Annotated in this window: 19 protein-coding genes; 1 reads left to right on the top strand and 18 read right to left on the bottom strand. The window is 56.0% G+C overall.

Translation table 11 applies throughout. The annotated features are described in order from the left end of the window. From HMPREF2779_RS05035 to rpsJ, 12 genes are all read right to left on the bottom strand, one after another. Positions 1–1,898: YncE family protein (locus HMPREF2779_RS05035; RefSeq protein WP_233992290.1), on the bottom strand; the 1,898-nt coding region annotated here is incomplete at its 3' end. A gap of 473 nt (positions 1,899–2,371) precedes the next feature. Continuing rightward, a complete protein-coding gene (gene rpsQ / locus HMPREF2779_RS05030; protein WP_005508401.1) occupies positions 2,372–2,644 on the bottom strand; it encodes a 30S ribosomal protein S17 in 273 nt (90 codons plus the stop codon). Then, a complete protein-coding gene (rpmC, locus tag HMPREF2779_RS05025; RefSeq protein WP_005504969.1) occupies positions 2,641–2,880 on the bottom strand; it encodes a 50S ribosomal protein L29 in 240 nt (79 codons plus the stop codon). The genes rpsQ and rpmC overlap by 4 nt, the downstream gene beginning before the upstream one ends. A 5-nt stretch (positions 2,881–2,885) precedes the next feature. After that, complete coding sequence (gene rplP, locus HMPREF2779_RS05020; RefSeq protein ID WP_005504968.1) at positions 2,886–3,305, bottom strand: 50S ribosomal protein L16; 420 nt, start codon at positions 3,303–3,305, stop codon at positions 2,886–2,888. Then, positions 3,306–4,103, bottom strand: a complete 798-nt coding sequence (rpsC, locus tag HMPREF2779_RS05015) for a 30S ribosomal protein S3 (RefSeq protein WP_005504966.1) — start codon at positions 4,101–4,103, stop codon at positions 3,306–3,308. Next, a complete protein-coding gene (gene rplV, locus HMPREF2779_RS05010) occupies positions 4,104–4,469 on the bottom strand; it encodes a 50S ribosomal protein L22 (RefSeq protein ID WP_005504964.1) in 366 nt (121 codons plus the stop codon). 60 nt (positions 4,470–4,529) lie between these two features. Beyond that, entirely contained in the window at positions 4,530–4,811 is a 282-nt protein-coding gene (rpsS, locus tag HMPREF2779_RS05005) for a 30S ribosomal protein S19 (RefSeq protein ID WP_004005282.1), read from the bottom strand. Between the two features lie 12 nt (positions 4,812–4,823). Further along, positions 4,824–5,660 carry a 50S ribosomal protein L2 gene (rplB, locus tag HMPREF2779_RS05000; protein WP_005504961.1) on the bottom strand — a complete coding sequence of 279 codons (837 nt, stop codon included), beginning with the start codon at positions 5,658–5,660 and terminating at the stop codon, positions 4,824–4,826. 40 nt (positions 5,661–5,700) lie between these two features. Beyond that, positions 5,701–6,003: a 50S ribosomal protein L23 gene (gene rplW, locus HMPREF2779_RS04995; RefSeq protein WP_005504959.1), complete on the bottom strand. Its 303-nt coding sequence runs from the start codon at positions 6,001–6,003 to the stop codon at positions 5,701–5,703. Continuing rightward, positions 6,003–6,620 carry a 50S ribosomal protein L4 gene (gene rplD, locus HMPREF2779_RS04990; protein WP_070685637.1) on the bottom strand — a complete coding sequence of 206 codons (618 nt, stop codon included), beginning with the start codon at positions 6,618–6,620 and terminating at the stop codon, positions 6,003–6,005. The genes rplW and rplD overlap by 1 nt, the downstream gene beginning before the upstream one ends. Positions 6,621–6,626: 6 nt before the next feature. Then, positions 6,627–7,283, bottom strand: coding sequence for a 50S ribosomal protein L3 (rplC, locus tag HMPREF2779_RS04985; RefSeq protein ID WP_005504955.1), 657 nt, complete (start codon positions 7,281–7,283; stop codon positions 6,627–6,629). 13 nt (positions 7,284–7,296) lie between these two features. Further along, the gene (rpsJ, locus tag HMPREF2779_RS04980; protein ID WP_004005287.1) at positions 7,297–7,605 is read right to left on the bottom strand and encodes a 30S ribosomal protein S10; all 309 of its coding nucleotides are present in this window, start codon (positions 7,603–7,605) and stop codon (positions 7,297–7,299) included. Between the two features lie 486 nt (positions 7,606–8,091). On the opposite strand from rpsJ, the gene HMPREF2779_RS04975 reads away from it, so the two are divergent. Continuing rightward, entirely contained in the window at positions 8,092–11,511 is a 3,420-nt protein-coding gene (locus tag HMPREF2779_RS04975; protein ID WP_105360977.1) for a Fe2+/Zn2+ uptake regulation protein, read from the top strand. A gap of 623 nt (positions 11,512–12,134) precedes the next feature. Here HMPREF2779_RS04975 and tuf read toward each other — a convergent pair. The 6 genes from tuf to HMPREF2779_RS04945 all read right to left on the bottom strand — a co-directional run bounded on the left by tuf (position 12,135) and on the right by HMPREF2779_RS04945 (position 23,737). After that, positions 12,135–13,325 (bottom strand): elongation factor Tu, encoded by a 1,191-nt coding sequence (gene tuf / locus HMPREF2779_RS04970; protein WP_070685645.1) that lies wholly within the window; start codon positions 13,323–13,325, stop codon positions 12,135–12,137. A 199-nt stretch (positions 13,326–13,524) separates the two neighbouring features. Beyond that, on the bottom strand, positions 13,525–15,639 hold the full coding sequence (gene fusA / locus HMPREF2779_RS04965) for an elongation factor G (protein ID WP_005504943.1): 2,115 nt from the start codon (positions 15,637–15,639) through the stop codon (positions 13,525–13,527). 72 nt (positions 15,640–15,711) lie between these two features. Continuing rightward, positions 15,712–16,182, bottom strand: a complete 471-nt coding sequence (gene rpsG / locus HMPREF2779_RS04960; protein WP_005504941.1) for a 30S ribosomal protein S7 — start codon at positions 16,180–16,182, stop codon at positions 15,712–15,714. Further along, positions 16,182–16,556, bottom strand: coding sequence for a 30S ribosomal protein S12 (gene rpsL, locus HMPREF2779_RS04955; protein WP_005504939.1), 375 nt, complete (start codon positions 16,554–16,556; stop codon positions 16,182–16,184). The genes rpsG and rpsL overlap by 1 nt, the downstream gene beginning before the upstream one ends. Before the next feature lie 664 nt (positions 16,557–17,220). Continuing rightward, positions 17,221–19,326, bottom strand: a complete 2,106-nt coding sequence (locus HMPREF2779_RS04950) for a neutral/alkaline non-lysosomal ceramidase N-terminal domain-containing protein (protein ID WP_083311164.1) — start codon at positions 19,324–19,326, stop codon at positions 17,221–17,223. 508 nt (positions 19,327–19,834) lie between these two features. Continuing rightward, complete coding sequence (locus HMPREF2779_RS04945; protein ID WP_105360976.1) at positions 19,835–23,737, bottom strand: DNA-directed RNA polymerase subunit beta'; 3,903 nt, start codon at positions 23,735–23,737, stop codon at positions 19,835–19,837. Between the last annotated feature and the right edge of the window lie 42 nt (positions 23,738–23,779).

Below are 23,779 nucleotides of genomic sequence, written 5' to 3'. Positions count from 1 at the left end.
GCCGGAGTAGTCGGCTCAGGCTTAGCAGACTCATTCGGAGCCGGAGTGGGCTCATTGCTATCAGGCAGGCTCAGCTTAGTGCCAGCGGGGTACGTGGTAGTCACACCAGAAGGAGCAGCAGCGACCTGGGTAGTTTCTGCCGGTGCGCAGGTCGCAGCGGTGTCTGCCTTCTTCTCTGCAACAGTTGCGGAGAGCGCTTCACCACCACGTGCGGTATCGCCTTCAACCATGGAGCCGGAGAGCAGGAAGACAGATACCTTATCGCCGCTCTTCAAGTTTTCCGTCAGGTTGGAGTTCTCAGTGGTCGGGTACGGCAGCTCAGCGGTGAAGTTACCATTCTCATCTGCCTGGATGTATGCCCAGACGCCTGCGCTGTTGCCGTCAGCACCGTTGAACTTCGGCTCTTCCTTCGCGGAGATACGACCCTTGTTCAGCTTGACTGCGAGTACGGAGCCCTTTGAACCGTCCTGAGTCTTGAAACCTTCGCCACGCAGCTTCAGGGTTTCACCGGTGGTCCAGTCCTTCACTGCGTAGAGCTTAGCGCCGTCGGCGTAGGTCTTCACCAGTTCTTCAGAAGAAGTCTGTGCAGCAGGCTTCGCGCTGGTTTCAACGGTGGTGTTGATCTTCACCATAACGCCGGGAGTAATCGGGGAGTCTGCGTTGTCCTTACCCTTGGGCTCGGTGCTAGAGGTGCGGTATTCGCCGGTGGTCTTATCGATGGTGTAGTCGGTTTCGATAGCGGAAGCACCTTCGGTGCTGCGTGCTACAGCGTATACGCTGCCGTCTGCAGTGACCAGAACATCATTTGCGCCGCTGGTTGCACCGGTAGACACCTGAGAAACAACGGTGCCGGTTCGTGCATCAACAACACCGACGTTGCCGGTGCCGTAATCAGTCACGTACAGCAGGTCACGGGCTTCGTCGGAGGCGAGAGCGAGGGCCTGGCTACCGAAAGGAATGGTCTTCTTGTAGGCACCAGTTTCCAGGTCGTAGACGGTGATACCGGAGTTACTGCCCTTACGGTCACCCTGGGCGCTGACGTAGATTTCCTTCAGGGACTTGTCGATAGTGACGTCCGAGGGGTTCAGAGCAGCTTCAGCATTTTCCTTGTGCAGCTGAATGGTCTTCTCAACCTCGTAGCTCTTGGTGTCGATTACCTTCACGGTGCCGGCGCTCAAGGAGGGTACGTAGAGCTTGCCTTCAGCGGAGTCCACGTGCATGTTCATTGCGATGTCAGATTCACCCTTGGCGTCGGTGAATTCAATCTTCTTGACCAGGGCGTGCAGGGTGGTGTCGAAGACGCTAATGCCGCCGGAGCCAGATACAAAGACCTTGCCGCTGGAGGGGTCGATGCGTACCTCACGAGGGTGGTTGACGTCGCCTTCTGCGCTACTCCAAATAATCTTGTTGGTCGCGGGATCGAAGACAGATACCTTGTTGACGCGGGTCTGGGTCACCCATACGTATCCGGTTGCTTCGTCGTAGGCAATACCGTAGGGAGATTCAATCTGCTTACCGGTCGGTACGGTAGCGCCACGTGCAATATAGTCCGTAGTCGGGAACTGATAGACAGTAGCAAGGCTCGGGGTGGATGCAACGTTCCAGGTACCGACGCCACCGGTCAGAATCGGCGGGCGGCCGGAGGAGAAGGAAGTGTAGAGGGAGGAAGTTGCTGCCGAGTATGCCAGCTGGTACTGGCCGGGCAGGCCCTGGTACTGGGTAGCGCTCACTGCAATGTGGCGGCATTCCTCCGTGGAGTTCTGGGAGTTCCCGCCGGGAACGGATGCGGAGACGTTTGCCGCAAAGGTAGCGGGAACGGCTGCGAAAGAGCCTGCAACAACGGAAAGTGCGCCAGCAATGGCGAGCAGCTTACGTGAGGGCTTGGGTGAAGAAGTCATGATGATCCTCAATGATGTGTAGTGGTACTTCTCCAAAGGTCGTGCAACCTCCGGAAGGTGCAAAGCCACCCGACTGATTATTAGGAAAGGTTACGCTAAGCAACTATAAAGTTGATGATAAGTCCCTAATCAGGTTGTTTTCAAGTACTGCTCATCAGATTCCGCAGACCCCAGGCACCTTACTCAGGTATTACTTTTCATTTTTTCTCCACGATTCCGCTTCCACATGCGCTTTCTTCTCTAGTAGCGTCTACTCATGGATTGCGTCATCAAATCGAGAGAAGAATATTGTTTTCTCGTATGACATATCAAGACATTTATGACAAATGTTGTCTTAGCGTCTGTTATTAGCCCATGCCATAAGGCGCCCGCCCTAGTTTTTCCTGGACAAAGGTTAAACGCAAAGAGCCCCTCTCCTACCGAAGTAGGAGAGGGGCTCTTTTACTGCTCTAGCAGAGAGTCATGAAGAGGGCTTACTTAGCCTTCTCGATGATCTCCACGATACGCCAGCGCTTGGAAGCGGACAGCGGACGGGTCTCTGCAATCAGAACGAGGTCACCGATGCCAGCAGCGTTCTGCTCATCGTGTGCCTTAATCTTGGAGCTACGGCGAACGACCTTGCCGTACAGTGCGTGCTTCACGTGGTCCTCGACCTCGACGACAACGGTCTTGTCCATCTTGTCGGAGACAACGTAGCCGCGGCGGGTCTTGCGGTAGCCGCGCTCTTCGTTCTTTACTTCACTCACTTGGACTCACCTTCAGTTGCGGGACGAATACCGAGCTCGCGCTCACGCAGCACGGTGTAGATACGTGCGATGTCGCGCTTGATAGTGCGGCGACGACCTGCGTTAGCCTGACCGGTGACTTCCTGGAAGCGGATGTTGAAGAGTTCCTTCTTCGCTTCGCTCAGCTTTGCAGCCAGCTCTTCGTTGGAGAGCTCTGCGAGCTTATCGATGCTCAGGTCCTTGGATCCTACTGCCATCTCGCTTATTCACCACCTTCGCGGCGACGCACAACACGTGCCTTCATCGGGAGCTTGTGGATTGCCAGGCGCATTGCCTCGCGAGCCACTTCTTCGGACACACCGGAGAGTTCAAACATGACTCGACCCGGCTTGACATTTGCGACCCACCACTCGGGCGAACCCTTACCGGAACCCATACGGGTTTCAGCGGGCTTCTTGGTCAGCGGACGGTCGGGATAAATGTTGATCCAGACCTTACCGCCACGCTTGATGTGACGGGTCATTGCGATACGTGCAGCCTCAATCTGGCGGTTGGTCACGTATGCGGGCGACAGGGCCTGAATGCCCCACTCACCGAAGCTAACCTCGGTGCCGCCCTTTGCGAGACCACTACGCTTGGGGTGGTGCTGCTTGCGGTACTTTACTCGACGGGGAATAAGCATTTATGCCTCACCGTTCTCTGCAGTCTTGGCCTCGACCTTTGCCGAAGCGTTCTCGTTGCGGCGCTCGCGACGAGGACCACGGTTGCCCTGGCGGCGGCGGTCACCATCGCGGCGGTTGCCACGGCGGTTGTTTGCTGCCTGCTGAGCTGCCAGCTCCTTGTCGGTCAGGTCGCCCTTGTAGATCCAGACCTTCACGCCGATGCGACCGAAGGTGGTCTTAGCCTCGAAGAAGCCGTAGTCGATGTTCGCACGCAGGGTGTGCAGCGGCACACGGCCTTCGCGGTAGAACTCGGAACGGGACATTTCAGCGCCACCCAGACGGCCGGAGCACTGGATACGGATACCCTTTGCGCCTGCACGCTGTGCGGACTGGATTGCCTTCTTCATTGCACGGCGGAATGCAACACGCGATGCGAGCTGCTCTGCGATGCTCTGTGCAACCAGCTGAGCGGAGAGGTCGGGGTTAGCAACCTCGAGGATGTTCAGCTGAATCTGCTTGTTGGTGAGCTTCTCGAGCTCGCCGCGGATGCGGTCTGCTTCTGCGCCACGGCGGCCAATCACGATACCGGGACGAGCGGTGTGGATGTCCACACGCACGCGGTCACGGGTACGCTCAATCTCGACCTTTGCAACGCCTGCGCGATCCAGGTTCTTAGCCAGCAGCTCGCGAATCTTTACGTCCTCGCGGACGAAGTCAGCGTAACGCTCGCCGGGCTTGTTGGAATCAGCGAACCACTTGGAGACGTGGTCAGTGGTGATGCCCAGTCGGAAACCGTTCGGGTGAATTTTCTGACCCATTTAGCGGTCCTCCTCCTTCTCCGGGGTAGCAACTACCACGGTGATGTGGCTGGTGCGCTTGTTGATTCGGTATGCGCGACCCTGAGCGCGGGGCTGAATGCGCTTCATGGTCGGGCCCTCGTTCACGAATGCTTCGCTGATGAACAGCTCTTCCTCGCGGAAGGGCAGACCCTGCTGGGTTGCCTTCTGACGAGCGTTAGCTACTGCCGAAGCAACGATCTTGTATACCGGTTCCGAAGCTGCCTGGGGGGCGAACTTCAGAATCGCCAGAGCCTCTTCCGCCTGCTTACCACGGATCAGGTTGACGACACGGCGGGCCTTCATAGGCGTAACGCGAACGAAACGCGCTGATGCCTTGGCTTCCATTGCCTATCTCTCTTTCGTCTATTGCCGAAAGGGAAACGTTAGCTTATCGGTGTAAACCGACTAGCGACGCTTGCCCTTACGGTCGTCCTTCACGTGGCTGCGGAAAGTGCGGGTCGGAGCAAACTCACCGAGCTTGTGACCAACCATCGACTCGGTGATGAACACCGGCACGTGCTTGCGACCGTCGTACACTGCGATGGTGTGACCGAGCATGTCGGGGATAATCATCGAGCGACGCGACCAAGTCTTGATTACGTTCTTGGTGCCCTTCTCGTTCTGAGCTGCAACCTTCAGGTAGAGGTGCTGATCAACGAAAGGGCCCTTCTTCAAACTACGAGGCATGTTTCAGGCTCCTTAGCGCTTCTTGCCAGTACGACGGCGACGAACGATGAGCTTGTCGCTTTCCTTGTTGGGACGGCGGGTACGACCCTCGGGCTTACCGTTGGGGTTAACCGGGTGACGACCACCGGAGGTCTTACCTTCACCACCACCGTGCGGGTGGTCAACCGGGTTCATGACCACACCACGGACGGTCGGGCGGATGCCCTTCCAGCGGTTACGGCCTGCCTTACCCCAGTTGATGTTGGACTGCTCAGCGTTGCCAACTTCACCAACGGTTGCGCGGCAGCGAACATCCACGTTGCGGATTTCGCCGGAGGGCAGACGGAGCTGACCGTACTTGCCTTCCTTAGCAACCAGCTGTACAGAAGCACCTGCGGAACGAGCCAGCTTTGCGCCGCCACCGGGGCGGAGCTCGACACAGTGAATCACGGTACCAACGGGGATGTTGCGCAGGGGCAGGTTGTTACCGGGCTTGATGTCAGCTGCGGGGCCGGACTCGACGATGTCGCCCTGAGCGAGCTTGTTCGGAGCGATGATATAGCGCTTGGAACCATCGAAGTAGTGCAGCAGCGCGATGCGAGCGGTACGGTTGGGATCGTACTCGATGTGTGCAACGCGTGCGTTAACGCCGTCCTTGTCGTGACGACGGAAGTCGATCAGACGGTACTGGCGCTTGTGGCCGCCACCCTTGTGACGGGTGGTGATGCGGCCGGTGTTGTTACGGCCGCCGGTCTTGTGAAGCGGACGAAGCAGGGACTTTTCCGGGGTGGAGCGGGTGATCTCGGAGAAATCAGCAACGCTCGAACCGCGGCGACCCGGGGTCGTCGGCTTGTACTTACGAATACCCATTTAGATATTTCTTCCTTCGTTAAAGTGGTCTCCGCGGGGCTTATGCCTGCGGACCGCCGAAGATGTCGATGGTGCCTTCCTTGAGGGTCACAATCGCACGCTTGGTGTTCTTGCGAGCGCCCCAACCGAAACGGGTGCGCTTGCGCTTGCCCTGACGGTTGATGGTGTTGACGGAAGCAACCTTGACGTCAAAGATCTTCTCGATGGCCTGCTTGATTTCCAGCTTGTTGGAATCGGTAGCGACCTCGAAGGTGTACTTACCTTCGTCGAGCTGACCGTAGCTCTTCTCGGAAACGACGGGAGCGATGATCACGTCGTATACAGACTTGGTGGAAACGCTCATTACTTAGCGCCCTCCTTCTTCTGAGCTGCAGCAACGAATGCGTCGAATGCTGCCTTGGTGAAGACCACGTCGTCAGAAACCAGCACATCGTAGGTGTTGAGCTGATCTGCGTACAGAACGTGGACGTTCTCCAGGTTACGTGCGGACAGAGCCACAACGTCCTCTGCACGAGCAATCACAAGAAGGATGTTCTTGCGCTCGGTGATAGCTGCGAATGCAGTCTTTGCAGCCTTGGTCGAGGGGGTTTCACCGGAGATGAAGTTCTCGACAACGTGGACGCGGTCGTGACGAGCGCGATCGGAGAGAGCACCGCGCAGTGCAGCGGCGATCATCTTCTTGGGGGTGCGCTGTGCGTAGTTACGCGGGGTCGGACCGTGAACAACGCCACCGCCGGTCATGTGCGGTGCACGGATGGAGCCCTGACGTGCGTTACCGGTACCCTTCTGCTTGAAGGGCTTACGGCCTGCACCGGAAACCTCGCCGCGGTTCTTGGTCTTGTGGGTGCCCTGGCGTGCAGCAGCGAGCTGTGCAACGACAACCTGGTGCAGCAGGGGCACGGATGCCTGCGCGTCGAAAATCTCTGCGGGCAGGTCTACCTTAAGGGTCTTAACAGCCATGATGTATTAGGCTCCCTTCACAGCGGTACGAACCAGAACAACGCCGCCCTTGGGACCGGGGATTGCGCCCTTGATCAGCAGGACATTGTTCTCTGCGTCCACACCCTGGATAGTCAGGTTCAAGGTAGTGTGACGTGCTGCGCCCATACGGCCAGCCATGCGCATACCCTTGAACACGCGTGCGGGGTAGGATGCGCCACCGATGGAACCGGGCTTACGGTGGTTCTTGTGCTGACCGTGAGACGCGCCAACACCCTTGAAGCCGTGACGCTTCATAACACCTGCAAAGCCCTTACCCTTGGTCTTACCAACGACGTCGACCTTCTGGCCTGCTTCGAAGAGCTCAACGGTCAGTTCCTGACCGAGGGAATACTCAGAAGCATCTGCGGTACGCAGTTCGACGATGTGGCGACGGGGGGTAACACCGGCCTTCTCGAAGTGACCAGCCAGGGGCTTGGTAACCTTGCGAGAGTCGATTGCACCGAAACCGATCTGAACAGCTTCGTAGCCGTCAGTTTCCTGGTTACGGATCTGGGTAACAACGTTAGAATCAGCCTTGACGACGGTGACAGGCACGAACTTGCCGTCCTCGTCCCAGACCTGGGTCATGCCGAGCTTGGTGCCCAGCAGGCCCTTCACCTGGCGCTCGAATTTATTAGTCATTAGATGCGATCCTCTACAGCTTGATCTCGATGTTTACGTCTGCCGGCAGGTCGAGACGCATGAGGGCATCAACAGCCTTGGGGGTCGGATCAACAACGTCGATCAGACGCTTGTGCGTACGCATCTCGAAGTGCTCGCGGCTGTCCTTGTACTTGTGGGGAGAACGGATAACACAGTAAACGTTCTTCTCGGTCGGCAGCGGCACGGGGCCAACTACAGTTGCGCCTGCGCCCTTTACCGTTTCGACGATTTTCCGTGCCGAAGAATCGATGACCTCGTGGTCATAGGACTTCAGACGGATGCGGATTTTCTGTCCCGCCATCTGTCGGACTCTCTTTCTTGATGTATTCCCTGTATCGGAGCTTTTGCCCCTTTGTTATAGCGCTTAAGGAACGCGATATATTCATCACGTGCGCCACCCAGAACGGACTGAATCCGGCTTTGCCGGGTTCCTCACCCCGCCTGAGTACCGACCCCCGAACTCGGGCGTGTCGCCTATTTTCTAGACAGACTCATCCCGTCATCCTTCGGACCGGGTCATACGTGGGCCTACCTTTAGTGCAGGTAGACGCTTTGACAACGTCGTCAATTCTCTCAGAGATTGAGCGCTTACGCAATACAAACACGAGTTAAGTGCTTAAGAACACTTAACTGTCTCTGTCGATTTGAGGCACTTCCCCGAATGCAACTCTCAGAGAGCTTTCAATCTACTTTCAGTAAGTTCCATGCGCTTTATTGCTCGTAATAAAGCTTTTAGGTCTAAAGACTCTCGTATCGTAGAAATATCACTACAGCCTAAGGAGAAACCATGTCTCAGCCGACACAACCTCATCAGGCATCCTCTAGCTCTCACTCTTCATCTCAGAGCCCTCAGCATGTCCAGCCGCAAGGTCTCGGCCTGTACGTTCCCCCATCCCTGTCGGGTCCGTATCCTCAGCCTCCTACGCAGCGACGCCGGGTCAATGAGGATATCTTCCTCAATATTGTTCTGTACATCGGTTCGCTCCTGCTCATCGGTGCTGCGGGTCTTTTCGTCACCTCTGTGACGTCGTCTCAGGATGAAACGGCCATCTTCCGTGTCCTTGCAATGGCGCTTGGAGCAGTCGTCTTCTACGGAGCTGGTCTGCTCACCTACCGTTTCGTGGAGCGCCTACGTATTGCCTCCTACTCTTTTGCAGCAACGGGTCTTGCGTTTATTCCTCTGACCGGCGTTGCTACCTATGTCCTCAAGATTTGGACTGAAGGACGCTACGTCTGGCTTCTCACGTCTCTGGTTGGCACTGCAGCCATTGTTGGAGCCTGTGCCCTCATGCGTAACCGTGTGATGGCGTACCTGCTGATTTCGTTCATTGTTTCGGACTCGTTGGCGGCTACGAAGGTAGCGGCTCTGCCTTTCGTTTGGTATTTCGTTTCACTCACTGCAGTTGCCACCGTTCTCGGTTTGGTTCTGCATTTTGCCCCGAATGCTGCTCCAAAGGGCATCCGCGAAGGTCTTGTTGATTCTTCCCGCATTTTTGTTCCGGCTACTGCCATCGCTATTTTCTTCTTCACCAACGATCTGAGCTACACGGATGCGGGTATTGCGTTTGCAGTCATGTCTGTGCATGCCATCCTTTTCACGTGGCTGAATGGTACGGCAGATTACTACGCCCAGGCACGCATCTACCCAATTGCGTCTATTCTCTCCTTCATAATGGTCTCGGATCACGGCCCGTGGTTCCCCAGCATTTTCTTCGTCTCGGTTCTGGTTGTTAACCTGATTTCTGCCTACGTATTTATTCCTCGTCTGCAGAAGACTATTGCTGGTTCTGCTCCTGCTACTGATGAACAGCCCGAGCAGGTGCAAAGCACCCCGGCTATCCCCTGGGCGAAGGAAGCTCTTCACCGTCCCGCTCACAAGATGGAGTGGTTGCCGGCAATTGACGCATGCGTCGGCGTGTTCTTCTCCTTCTTCGCTCTCATTGATGCCTTCTTCACTGCTCATGCTGCCGATAGTCCTGTATACGCAACGCGCTGGAGCGCTTTCCTTCCTTATGCAGAAGGTAATCAAGGTATCTTCCCTGCCCCCTGGGTTATTGGTGTCCTCTGCATTGTGAGTTTCTTGTTGTACCGTAAGGCAATCCAGCCTCTGCTACTCATGAGTTTTGTAGCGCTCATTCCAGTTGTTGGCATGTACGCCTCCCCCGGCAATCAGGGCACTTTCTACCTCTTCTTTACCGCGGCAGTAGTCATCTATCTGGTCAGCGCTAAGGCCCCCGAGGCACGTACCGCGGGAGCGGTACTGAGCAACATCGGTTATGCCATTGGTATGATTCAGCTCTTCCTCGCTCTCATTCCTGAGATGCAGACTTCTGAGTCGCTTCTGATGTTTGCGTTGGTCTGCGCCTCTATTGCGCTACTGACTTTTGTTCTCTCTCAGGGCGTTGCAGCGCAGAACGCAAGCTACCGTCTTGTAGAAATGTCGGTCTACCTGTTCTTGGGCGTTTTTGCTCTCTTCGTTGGGTACGTGGCTAACCATGTTGATGGCGGAGCACATGGCCGGTTCTGGGTTGGTTTCCCTCTCTTCTCGGGTGCCGTCCTCTTCTTGAGCGTCCTGAGCGCTCTTATTCTGGCTCGCGCACTGAGGCTTTCGGACGTTGGTTCCTTCCGCTCTACGCTTGTCTCCTCCATCCGTATCGCGTTCTACACGACTCTGATCATTGCGACGATTGGCTCGCGACACTACCTGCTGTACGGATTGCAGAAGGAATACATTGCTGTAGCACTGCCGGCGCTCCTGACCGTCGTCTACGGTACACTCGGTTTCTTTATGCCGACTGGCTCTTCGATTCGTTCAGAGCTACTCATCGTTGCGCGTTTCCCCATCTGCTGGTCTGTCATTCTGCTCGCTATCAGCGGCAATATGAAGGAATCGCTTGTAGACTTCCTCGTACTTGCCCTGCTGGCGGTTCAGGCGCTGTGCAGCGTGCTACTCTACGCGTACTCCAAGCGAAACTACGAGGCATACGCAGCAGCGACTTTCTTTACTCTTGGTTCTATCCTGAGCGCAGGCCGTTTCATTGGCGACTTTGATAATCTTCTGTTCGCAGTAGCAACTCCGATGATCTTCATCGCCGTGTGGGTACTTGCACTCATCTTCAGGATCCCCCGCATGCAGATTGGTGCCTCCATCAGTATCACGACTTTCTGCATTGGTTCTCTATGGAATCTCTTCAACACGAGGGAAAGCACAATGGTGATGACTCTTCTGGGCTACTACGCTCTGATTGCCGTCGTTATCCTGTTCGTTCTGAAGGTCACGCTCCCGGTTGAGGTCTTCGGTGTGAACGCAAACGTTCGTCCTCGCATTGCTGTCCCGGTCGGTAATACGATGGTTGATTTGCCGATGCACGGCCCGCTGGGTGCCCCCTACGCGCGTTTCATGTCTCGCCGCCCCCTGAGCCAAGGCATCTATGCACCGGTCAATACGCTGCTGATGATTCCCGCTCTGGCGGTGCTGGGATTCTACACTTTCGTTGGGCTGGCTTTTGAGCCCAAGCAGGTAGAACTCAACGCACTTCTCTGGGGTCTAGGCGCTCTGTCTTTCGTGTCTGTCACCAAGGCGAAGAACCTGCCGACCATCTGCACTACGGCATTCAGCCTCTTCATCGCCCGTCTGGTCATTGATTACTCGAAGTCCAATCCTCTGAGCGTCATTCTTGAGGTTGCTCTCCTGATTCTGCTGGCCGTTGTGGCTGCCAAGGTTCTCAAGAACTTCATCGCAAAGAGGCCTGTAGACGAGCAGGTATCGGATTCTCCTCTGTACTGGGCTTTGGGCCTGCAGGTGTTCCTCACCCTGGTAACGTGGGCAGTTCCCGCTGACGGTCCGGATATCGTAGTGCTGGTACTCGGCATTGCCCTGACTCTCCTGAGCGCTCTGCTGCTTGACCGAGTCTGGACCTATATCGCAACTGCGCTAGTCACCCTCGACCTGGCGATTTTGCTCAACGGTCTAAACCCGCTGACCCTGCTGATTATCTCTATTCTGCTCATCGCAGGCGTTATCTGGCGTCTGCTGGTGCGACAGAACAAGCAGGATGCAGCCGCTCCGCACCAGGATTCTGAGCAGCTCGGGAATTTCCCGCACACTCAAGATCAGCCAGATATGTATCCGCAGGGCAATGTCCAGATGCAGCAGCCCCCGGTTCCTCAGCAGGGCTACCAGCCTCGCCACGAGGAAAACCTCTAGCCATCAGCACACATAGGTTCTATTCCTACGCATTCTGTAGTAGGATTAGCTATGTCCCTTCCGAGGGGCAGTCATTCGAATTGCGGTTCCCAGCCTTCGGGCTGGGAACCGTTTTTCGTTGTCCGCAGATTCTATGTTCCCATCTGCAGGGTCTTTAGTCGCTCCCCCGCCGCAAGCCGGTCCGCATGACCCAGATTCTGTCTCGAGCCAGCAGTTCTCTGAACGGAGTAGGCAATCGTTCCCCTACCCAGGTTCTTTCCATGTCCAGCTTCTTTCCATATCCAGGAGTTCAGAATCTACGGCTAGAGAGTACGGACATGTCATACCGCCGCCGAGGAGGGTGTTCTCTGCCGTTACAGATTCACCATGTACTCCGCTATCGGCCACGTATACCCCTTCAGAAGCCTTGAGCGGTTGCTGAGACGAACTGATAACGCTCAGCGCGGGGGTTTTATACAGCCCAGCAGAATAATGCCGCTCTCTCCTTCGCCGGAGCCTTCAGCAACCCGCAAAAGGGCATAACAAAAGGACCCCCGCAGATGCGGGGGTCCTTGAGTATCGCTAGCTGGTGGAGGGTTTCCCCTCCGGCAGATCTTTAGCGAATTGTCGTAAATTTACGGCAATTACTTCAGGATCTTGGTAACACGACCCGAACCAACGGTGCGGCCACCCTCACGGATAGCGAAGCCGAGGCCCTCTTCCATTGCGATTTCCTGGATCAGGGTAACGGTCATCTCGGTGTTGTCACCGGGCATAACCATCTCGGTGCCCTCGGGGAGGGTGATAACGCCGGTCACGTCAGTGGTACGGAAGTAGAACTGAGGACGGTAGTTGGAGTAGAAGGGGTTGTGACGGCCACCCTCATCCTTGGAGAGGATGTAGACATTTGCCTCGAACTCGGTGTGGGGGGTGATGGAGCCCGGCTCCACGACAACCTGACCACGCTCAACATCGTCACGCTTCAGACCACGCAGCAGCAGACCACAGTTCTCGCCTGCCCATGCTTCGTCGAGCTGCTTGTGGAACATCTCGATACCGGTAACGGTGGTCTTCTGAATCGGGCGGATACCGACGATCTCGACCTCGGAGTTGATCTTCAGGGTACCGCGCTCTGCACGACCGGTAACAACGGTGCCACGACCGGTAATGGTGAAGACGTCCTCGATGGGCATGAGGAAGGGCTTGTCCTTCTCACGCACGGGGTCCGGAATGTAGGTGTCGACTGCGTCCATGAGCTCCTCGACCTTAGCAACCCACTCGGGATCGCCTTCGAGAGCCTTCAGTGCGGAAACGCGAACAACGGGAGCGTTGTCGCCGTCGAACTCCTGCGAGGAGAGGAGGTCACGGACCTCCATCTCGACGAGGTCGAGGAGCTCTTCGTCGTCAACCATGTCTGCCTTGTTCAGTGCAACCAGCAGGGTGGGGACGCCAACCTGGCGAGCGAGCAGAACGTGCTCGCGGGTCTGTGCCATGGGGCCGTCGGTAGCAGCAACCACGAGGATTGCGCCGTCCATCTGAGCCGCACCGGTAATCATGTTCTTGACGTAGTCAGCGTGGCCGGGAGCGTCAACGTGTGCGTAGTGGCGCTTCTCGGTCTGGTACTCGATGTGAGCAATGTTAATGGTAATACCGCGCTGGCGCTCCTCAGGAGCGGAGTCGATCATACCGAAGTCGCGCTTCTCGTTCAGGTCCGGGTACTTGTCAGCCAGAACCTTGGAGATTGCTGCGGTCAGGGTGGTCTTACCGTGGTCAACGTGACCAATGGTACCGACGTTAACGTGAGGCTTGGAGCGCTCGAACTTAGCCTTAGCCAAGAGTGTTCCTCCTAGAACGATTGAAAACATGCACGCGGATCTTCGCTCCGGCGCATCCCGTTATAAAACGGTCTAGCGTCTACAATAGCGGATTACGCCGCAGAGATGAAACTGTTCATGCTCTCAATATGGATTTAATTGAAAATTTTAGCGTGGGCCACAGGTTTTTAGCCCGTGGCCCACGGGTGAGACGCGAAAATTACTCGCCGCGGCTCTTCTGGATGATCTCGTCAGCGACGTTCTTGGGAACCTCGCCGTAGCTATCGAATGCCATCGAGAACACTGCACGACCCTGGGTCTTGCCACGCAGGTCGCCAATGTAACCGAACATTTCGGTCAGGGGCACAATAGCCTTGATGATCTTAACGCCGGATGCGTCCTCCATGGAACGAACCTGGCCACGGCGGGAGTTCAGGTCGCCGATAACGTCGCCCATGTACTCCTCGGGGGTACGAACCTCAACGTCCATCAGCGGCTCGAGCAGGACCGGGTTAGCGCGCTTAGCGCCTTCCTTGAAGACCATCGAACCAGCGATCTTGAACGCCATTTCGGAGGAGTCGACGTCGTGGTAAGCACCATCGATCAGGGTTGCCTTCACGCCCACCATCGGGTAGCCAGCGAGGACACCGAATTTCATAGCGTCCTGGATACCAGCGTCGACCGAGGGGATGTACTCGCGAGGAACGCGGCCACCGGTGACCTTGTCCTCGAACAGGTACAGCTCTTCGCCATCCAGGGGCAGGGGCTCGAAGGAGACCTGCACCTTTGCGAACTGACCGGAACCACCGGTCTGCTTCTTGTGGGTGTAGTCGACCTTCTCGACTGCCTTCTTGATGGTCTCGCGGTAAGCAACCTGGGGCTTACCAACGTTAGCCTCAACCTTGAACTCACGCTTCATACGGTCAACGATGATGTCCAGGTGCAGCTCACCCATACCACCAATTTCGGTCTGACCGGTTTCTTCGTTCAGCGAAACGGTGAAGGTGGGGTCCTCAGCGGAGAGCTTCTGGATAGCGGTGGACATCTTCTCCTGGTCACCCTTGGTCTTGGGCTCGATAGCCACGAAAATCACGGGATCGGGGAAGGTCATCGACTCGAGAACAATCGGGTGTGCAGGGTCGCACAGGGTGTCACCGGTGGTGGTGTCCTTCAGACCGATTGCTGCGTAAATGTGACCTGCGGTGATCTCCTCAACAGGGTTCTCCTTGTTGGAGTGCATCTGGAAGAGCTTACCGATACGCTCCTTCTTACCCTTGGTGGAGTTCAGAACCTGCTGGCCCTGAGCTGCGGTACCGGAGTACACACGGGTGTAGGTCAGCTGACCGTAGAACGGGTGAGCTGCAACCTTGAACGCCAGCGCTGCGAAGGGCTCCTCAGCGGATGCCTTACGGGTCAGCTTCTCTTCCTCGTTGGAGGGGTTGGAGCCGACAACGTCCGGAACGTCCAGCGGGGAGGGCAGGTACTCGATCACAGCGTCCAGCATGGGCTGAACACCGCGGTTCTTGAATGCAGAACCACAGAGAACGGGGAATGCCTCACCGGAGATAACCAGCTGACGGATACCAGCCTTAATCTCGGGGATGGTCAGCTCGCCCTCTTCGAGGTACTTCTCCATGAGCTCTTCGCTAGCCTCAGCAACAGCCTCAACCAGCTCAGCGCGGTACTGCTCAGCCTTCTCAACCAGGTCAGCAGGAATGTCCTGAACCTCGTAAGAGGAGCCCATGGTCACATCACCCTTGGCGTCGCCGGGCCAGACGTATGCCTTCATTTCGAGCAGGTCAACAACACCGAGGAAGTCACTCTCAGCGCCGATGGGGAGCTGAACAACCAGCGGGCGTGCGCCCAGGCGGTCGATGATGGTCTGAACGGTGAAGTAGAAGTCAGCACCCATCTTGTCCATCTTGTTGACGAAGCAGATACGGGGGACATCGTACTTGTCAGCCTGGCGCCAAACGGTCTCAGACTGGGGCTCAACACCTTCCTTGCCGTCGAACACAGCAACTGCGCCGTCGAGGACGCGCAGGGAGCGCTCAACCTCAACGGTGAAGTCGACGTGACCGGGGGTGTCGATAATGTTGATCTGGTTGTCCTTCCAGAAGCAGGTGGTTGCTGCGGAGGTAATGGTAATACCTCGCTCCTGCTCCTGAGCCATCCAGTCCATGGTGGAAGCGCCGTCGTGGGTCTCACCGATCTTGTGGTTAATACCGGTGTAGAACAGAATGCGCTCAGTGGTGGTGGTCTTACCGGCGTCGATGTGCGCCATAATACCGATGTTGCGGACCTTGTTAAGGTCGGTGAACACGTCAAGTGCCACGTTATTCTCCCTAAATGAGATACTCCGAAAGCCTGCCGACTCGAATCGACTCGGCAGGCTCTAAACGGAGAATTACCAGCGGTAGTGTGCGAAGGCCTTGTTGGACTCGGCCATCTTGTGAGTGTCCTCGCGACGCTTCACAGCGGCACCGAGACCATTGGATGCATCCAGGATCTCGTTCATCAGACGCTCAGTCATGGTCTTCTCGCGGCGCTGCTTGGAGAAGCCAACGAGCCAGCGGAGAGCCAGAGCGGTGGAACGGCCGGGGCGAACCTCAACCGGAACCTGGTAGGTTGCACCGCCAACGCGGCGGGAGCGAACCTCGAGAGAAGGCTTGATGTTGTCCATAGCCTTCTTCAGGGTTGCGACCGGGTCAGAACCGGTCTTCTTCTCGACGCCCTCGAGGGCACCGTAGACGATGCGCTCTGCGACGGACTTCTTGCCGTCCAGCAGAACCTTGTTGATCAGCTGGGTGACCAGAGCGGAACCGTAAACAGGATCGTTTACGAGGGGACGCTTGGGAGCGGGACCCTTACGAGGCATTACTTCTTCTCCTTCTTAGCGCCGTAGCGGGAGCGAGCCTGGCCGCGACCCTTAACACCCTGGGTGTCCAGAGCGCCACGAACGATCTTGTAGCGAACACCGGGGAGGTCCTTCACACGACCACCGCGAACGAGCACGATCGAGTGCTCCTGCAGGTTGTGACCCTCACCGGGGATGTATGCGGTAACCTCGACGCCGCCGTTGAGCTTGACACGAGCGACCTTACGCAGTGCCGAGTTCGGCTTCTTCGGGGTGGTGGTGTACACACGGGTGCACACGCCACGCTTCATGGGGTTGCCCTTCAGTGCGGGCGCCTTGGTCTTAACGACCTTGGGAGTCCGGCCCTTACGGACCAGCTGCTGAATAGTAGGCACGTTTTCTCCGTTGCTTGATCAGGTTTCTCGTTAGAGAAGCCCGTATAAACTTACTGGCCCCCATCACGTTGGATGGGTGCTCTCGGTTATCAGAAACGCTCGGATGCATATCCGGTTGGCTTCTATAGGTTCCTCGACATCTCGGCGAGTTCTCAGGGCTAAAATTCCCCACCATCAGAGGTGAAAAAGTTTTTGGGCACGCTTAAAAATGGCATTTAGGCGTCAGCAAAAAGCAACGCCAAAGGACGGTATCCATACTGCCATTGATTCATCATGCCCGCGCCCTCGGGAAATATCCCGCGTAAACCCACCGGGGGTGGATCCTTGTGCACCGAGCTCAAGTACTTCGGATAAGACTATACAGGTTAAATCCCGCTTAATCTAGCGCCTAAGCTGGGATTCTTTGCTTTTAATGCCTCCCCCAGGGGCAAAACCCAATGATTTGCCTCACTTAAATTACATCCTTGGGATTTACCGCTCCCCCACTGCCCCCCTCCCCCACCTCTGTTTCTATTGCCTCCTTGACGCAATTTAAAGCAGAAGGCCGCCAAGAACCTCTCAATGATTCTTGGCGACCCCAACAGATGCGGGAGGCGAGCGCATAGCTGCACCCGCCTCCCACAAGAGAGTATTCAGTTATAGGTCCGCCACAGCAACTGCTGGACTACGCCACCTGGAAGACTCGAGTCTGACCCTCAAACGGGGTGATAGTCTTCGAATTCTTCTTAGCATTGCCGTAGTAGCGGATGCGGTACTGCCCCTTAGGAGTATTAGCCGGCACCTTCCAGCGAACCGTCACCTGAGACGCCGAAACACCAATGCGCTTCCATTCAAAGAAAGTATCCGGATTATTATCCGCGGTGTAGTACTTCCAGGTATTACCCACACGACGCTCAATCACGAAGTAACTACCGTCGTGATGCATGTTGTTATTTGGGTGAGCACCAGCGAAACGAGCCGTCACCTCTTCGCGGCCGGCAATAGCGTCCTGAGGCTGCTGAGTGACCTGGCCGTAACGCATACCAAACATGGGGGTATCGTAGACGACCTTACCCTGCAGGCTCGCTACCGGGCGACGATCGTTCGGGCGGTCACCAATACCCAGAGGGGTACCGTTCTTCAGCGAGGTTCCGACAATATTAATGGTCTGGCGGAACGCACTGGAGGTGTAACGACCGAAGAGGGTCGCGCCACCTTCATACTGCTGAGAGTCATACTCCTCAGGAGTCGTCACGTAGTGATCGTAGGCGTTGGTGTAACCCTGCAGAATAATATGCGATTCGGGAACACCGAAGAGCTTAGCTGCATCCTGGCGGTACTGCACACCCACCGCGCCGGTGAACTCACCGGGCATACCCAGCAGGTAGTAGTCACCGAAGCGCATAATCTGCACCGGATACTTTTCCTGAATGATCGTTCCATTTTTTGCAGAGAAAAGAATGCCCTTCGGCTGCTGGCAACGCGTCTGCGCAGCGCTCGGAGTGAACACCAAAGTACCCAGAATAGAGGGGCGACCAGAGCCTTCCTTATAGACCGCCCAACCGCCGCCGCCGTCCTCAGTGGAGCCGGCACCAAACGGAGTACCCAAGAAACCCTGACAGGTGCGCTCATTATGACCGCTACCGGTGTACTTGGCATCCACGTTCATACCCGAGAAATTGAAGTACGAAATACGTGAATCCAGACCCTTACCCACCGGAGTACCCGCGCTCTTGAGCTGAGAACGCACAGCATTAGCCTGCTTCTCACCCTGAATCTTCACATTCTTGAACTGGTCATTAGTGGGACCCTGACCAGGCTTCAACCAAGTATTCGGGGAAACATCACCAGCATTAGCATTTGCAAACGCCGCAACGAAACCATCACCACTACCGGGAACATTGCGGTCAACGCCGTGATCCTGAGTCTCCAGCAGATACTCCGCATAACCCTTGTTATCACTCGAAATCAGAGTATTCTTCGAGGTCAAAGAAGTCGGGTGAATCGCATACCAGTTCAACACCGCACGAGTCTTACCGTTGCGCTCCAGACGCAGAGTCATATTGGTCGGATCGGTACCGCCGGGCAACTTAGAACGCAACTGGGGAGAATCCAGATTAAACGCCTCGCGGGAACGGTTAGCACCAACACCGGTCAGCTTCGAAGATGAAATCGTCAGGTTACCCGGAGCCAGGTCCTTAGTTGCCTGGCGGATTGCCTTCAGCGAACCATTCACCTGAGCATTGAAAGTGTCCTGATGGAAGCCCAGAGTGGTGATATTGTAGAGGCTCTGGTGCGTAATACCACCGGGGGTCGCATGGGTGTGAGTCGCGGTAATCATAATGTTTGACTCATCGTATGCGGAGCCAAACTCTGCACGGATACGCTTGACCAGTTCATCACGCAGAGACTGCCAGCCAGTCAGAGAGTCCAAGACAACAATGAGGTTGCGCTTACCGGAGGCGCGATCCACCGCAATAAAAGCACGAGCATACTGGCGAGTATGCACGCCGCTACCTTTCTGAGAGCTCTCACCGTAGCCCATGAAACCGACTTCACCGGGCTCACCGGTAATATCCGCCGCACCCGCACCTACCAGGTAGGGGGTAGCACTAGCGCTCTGAGAGGCAGGAGCTGCGGTCGCAACCTGACCGGCAGGAAGAACTGCGGAAGCCGCAATAAGGCATGCTGCACCAATGCGAGCAATAGAGTGGGTGGGTGCTTTAAAACGCGAAAAAACAGAGGAGCGCTTTCGCTCCCCTGCAGACAAAGAGGAATTCTGTTCAAGCATCTGAGATTGAGATGTTCCGGAGGGCAGTCGGGTGCCGCTAGTAGTCACCCACCCGGAAGTGATTGGAGTGATATGCATGCCTTCAAGAATAGAACCTAGTCAAAAGGCTTTCCAGTTGAATTAGCATTGTTCAAATAAAGAACATTTATTCTATATATACCCCAAAGAAAAACGAGTGAATATTCTATATATTGCAGTTCTAGTGCGGTTTCTAGGGAGATTTAGAATATTTGACCGCCATCTAATTTCTTGCTCTGTCAAGCAATTTTCTCATCATGAAAAATGATGCACTCCAATGATTTTTTCATAAATAAATTCGTCCACTAGGCATAAAATCTACAACCTCACATTGAAGGGTAAAGAATATTAAAGCCACGCTTAAAAGAAACCTCCACCTCCTCGTGAAACAAAAAACGCGGATACCCGAGACAAACTCGAGTATCCGCGTTCTTTATCAAGGACCAGGCCGGGGCTCTAAACCCTCAACCTACCCCTCACGGCAGAAGCCTTAGTCCAGACCACGACCGTACTCATCCAGCGAAACAGCCATAAAGCCGCCGTTGCCGTAAGTGTACACCTCGTTATCCATCTGGAACGCGCTCTGGTAACCACCGAAAGTGTCCAGAGCCTGCATACGCTCAGCAGTAGCCTGGGCGCTGGGCTCAACCTCAATATCGTTGTAACGTGCCAGACCGGTACCGGCGGGAACCAGCTTACCGATGATCACGTTCTCCTTCAGGCCGAGCAGCGGGTCAGTCTTCGCCTCCATAGCAGCCTGAGTCAGGACGCGGGTGGTCTCCTGGAAGGAGGCCGCCGACAGCCAGGACTCGGTAGCCAGCGAAGCCTTGGTAATACCCATCATTTCCGGACGGCCAGCTGCGGGCTTCTTACCCTCAACCAGTGCCTTACGGTTAGCAGTCTGGAAAGCAATGTTATCAACCAGCTCACCAGGCAGCAGATCGGTATCACCGGACTCAATCACGGTCACACGACGCAGCATCTGGCGAACAATAACCTCAACGTGCTTGTCGTGGATTTCCACACCCTGCGACTTGTACACGCCCTGAACCTCGCTCACCAGGTGCTTCTGAGCCTCACGAGGACCACGAATACGCAGAACCTCCTTCGGATCAACAGAACCGGTAGCCAGCTGATCGCCAACCTGAACGTGATCGCCGTTCTGTAGCTTAGAAGCCGCACGACGCAGAACAGTGTAGGACTGGGGCTCGGAACCATCGTCCGGGGTCACCACAATCTTGTAGGACTTCTCAGTATCCTCAATGGTCACGCGACCAGACACCTCAGAAATCGGGGCAACACCCTTGGGGGTACGAGCCTCGAACAGCTCCTGAATACGGGGCAGACCCTGAGTAATATCGTCAGCCGAAGCCACACCACCGGTGTGGAAGGTACGCATGGTCAGCTGGGTACCGGGCTCACCAATCGACTGAGCCGCAATAATACCAACAGCCTCACCAATGTCCACCAGCACGTTCGAAGCCATCGAACGACCGTAGCACAGTGCACACACACCAATAGCGGACTCACAGGTCAGAACCGAACGAACGCGAACATCCTTCACGCCTGCCTTGAAGAGCTTCTCAATGAGCTCATCAGAGACATCGGAACCAGCAGCAGCCAGAACGTTGCCAGCCTCGTCCTTCACGTCAACCGCAAGGGTACGACCGTGAATCGAAGTCTCAACATCCTGGTGCAGACCGCCGTCCTCATCAATCAGAGGCAGAACCAGACCGCGGCGAGTGCCACAGTCGTGCTCGCGAACGATAACGTCCTGCGAGACGTCCACCAGACGACGAGTCAGGTAACCCGAGTTAGCGGTACGCAGCGCGGTATCAGCCAGACCCTTACGTGCACCGTGGGTCGCGATAAAATACTCCAGAACCGACAGGCCCTCACGGTACGAGGACTTAATCGGGCGAGGCATAATCTCACCCTTCGGGTTCGACACCAGACCACGGATACCCGCAATCTGACGGACCTGCATCCAGTTACCACGTGCACCGGAGGTCACCATGCGGTAAATGGTGTTCAGCCCACCGTGAGAGCTCAAGTTCTCACGCATAGCCTCTGCAACCACGTCGGTAGCCTCGGTCCAAACCTTAATCAGCTCCTGGCGACGCTCTTCGTCATCGATGGTACCGATCTCGAAGTCGTCCTGAATTGCAGCAGCCTGCTTCTCGTAGCGCTCCATAATTGCCGGCTTCTCAGCAGGAGTAGCAATATCGGAAACAGCCACGGTCACACCCGAACGAGAAGCCCAGTAGAAACCGGAGTTCTTCAGGTTATCCAGAGCACGAGCCACAACATCCATCGGGTAACGCTCAGCCAGATCATTAATCAGGCTACCCAGGCCCTTCTTATCTGCCACGCCAGAGAACCAGGGGTAATCCTTCGGCAGAGCCTGGTTGAACAGAACCTGACCAACGGTGCAGTCCAGCAGCACAGAATCGCCGGGCTGGTAACCCTCCGGTGCTTCCCAATTCTCGGGAGCAACAAACTGGTCACCATCAAGGCGGATCTTCACCTTGGTGTACAGCTCAATCTCGTGACGATCCATCGCCATCAGAGCCTCAGCCACCGAGGAGAATGCGTGACCCTCGTTCTTTTGACCATCGCGGGGGCTGGTCAGGTGGTACAGACCAATGATCATATCCTGCGAGGGGACAGCCACAGGGCGACCATCCGAAGGCTTCAGGATGTTGTTCGAGGACAGCATGAGGATACGAGCCTCAGCCTGAGCCTCGGGAGACAGCGGCAGGTGAACTGCCATCTGGTCACCATCGAAGTCAGCGTTGAACGCGGAGCAAACCAGCGGGTGCAGCTGAATAGCCTTACCCTCAACCAGCTTCGGCTCAAACGCCTGAATACCGAGGCGGTGCAGGGTAGGTGCACGGTTCAGCAGAACCGGGTGCTCAGCAATAACCTCTTCCAGAACGTCCCAAACCTGCGGGCGGAAACGCTCAACCATACGCTTAGCGCTCTTAATGTTCTGAGCGTGGCTCAGCTCCACCAGACGCTTCATAACGAAGGGCTTGAACAGCTCCAGCGCCATCTGCTTGGGCAGACCACACTGGTGCATCTGCAGCTGAGGACCAACCACAATCACGGAACGACCCGAGTAGTCAACACGCTTACCGAGCAGGTTCTGACGGAAACGACCCTGCTTACCCTTCAGCATGTCAGACAGAGACTTCAGGGGGCGGTTACCGGGGCCGGTCACCGGGCGACCGCGACGACCGTTATCGAACAGCGAGTCCACAGCTTCCTGTAGCATACGCTTCTCGTTGTTCACGATAATCTCGGGAGCACCCAGCTCCAGCAGACGCTTCAAACGGTTGTTACGGTTAATCACACGACGGTACAGGTCGTTCAGGTCGGAGGTCGCGAAGCGGCCACCGTCCAGCTGAACCATCGGGCGCAGTTCCGGCGGAATAACCGGAACAACATCCAGGACCATACCCAGCGGGGAGTTGTTAGTGGTCAGGAAGGCGTTAACAACCTTCAGACGCTTCAGAGCGCGGGTCTTCTTCTGACCCTTACCGGTCTGAATGATCTCCTTCAGAGCCTCAGACTCAGCCTCCAGGTCGAAGGACTCCAGACGCTTCTTAATAGCCTCTGCGCCCATCGCACCCTCAAAGTACAGGCCGTACTTATCAATCATGGAACGGTACAGAGCCTCATCACCTTCAAGGTCAGCGACTTTCAGGTTCTTGAAGCGATCCCACACACGATCCAGGTGCTCAGCCTCACGCTCGTAACGCTTACGCACTGACGCGAGCTGACGCTCAGCGTTATCACGCAGCTTACGCTTCTCAGCAGCTTTGCCGCCCTCTGCCTCAATACGAGCCAGCTCCGCCTCAACCTCACGGCTAATAGCGTTCACATCAGCGTTCAGAGCAGCCTCAAGCTCCTGCTTCTCACGGTCGTGAGCAGCCTGCAGCATCGGCAGATCCTCGTGACGAGCTTCCTCATCAACCTTAGTGATCATGTACGCAGCGAAGTAAATGACCTTCTCCAGGTCCTTCGGAGCCAGATCCAGCAGGTAACCCAGACGGGAAGGAACACCCTTGAAGTACCAAATGTGGGTAACAGGAGCAGCCAGCTCAATGTGACCCATACGCTCACGACGTACCTTAGAGCGGGTCACCTCAACACCACAGCGCTCACACACAATGCCCTTGAAGCGCACGCGCTTGTACTTACCGCAGTAGCACTCCCAGTCCTTGGTGGGGCCGAAGATACGCTCGTCGAAGAGACCGTCCTTCTCGGGCTTCAGGGTACGGTAGTTGATGGTCTCGGGCTTCTTAACCTCACCAAAAGACCAACGACGGATGTCGTCGGCGGTGGCGAGGCCAATTCGCATCAAACCAAGCGAAGATTCGTTGGACATATCGGTCCTAATCTCTTTCTGTAAGTTTCTGAAGACTTGGGT

Source organism: Rothia sp. HMSC069C03 (assembly GCF_001811075.1).
GTDB lineage: Bacteria > Actinomycetota > Actinomycetes > Actinomycetales > Micrococcaceae > Rothia > Rothia mucilaginosa.
Note: the sequence above shows the minus strand (reverse complement) of the source record. Positions and strands in the feature narration are given on the sequence as shown.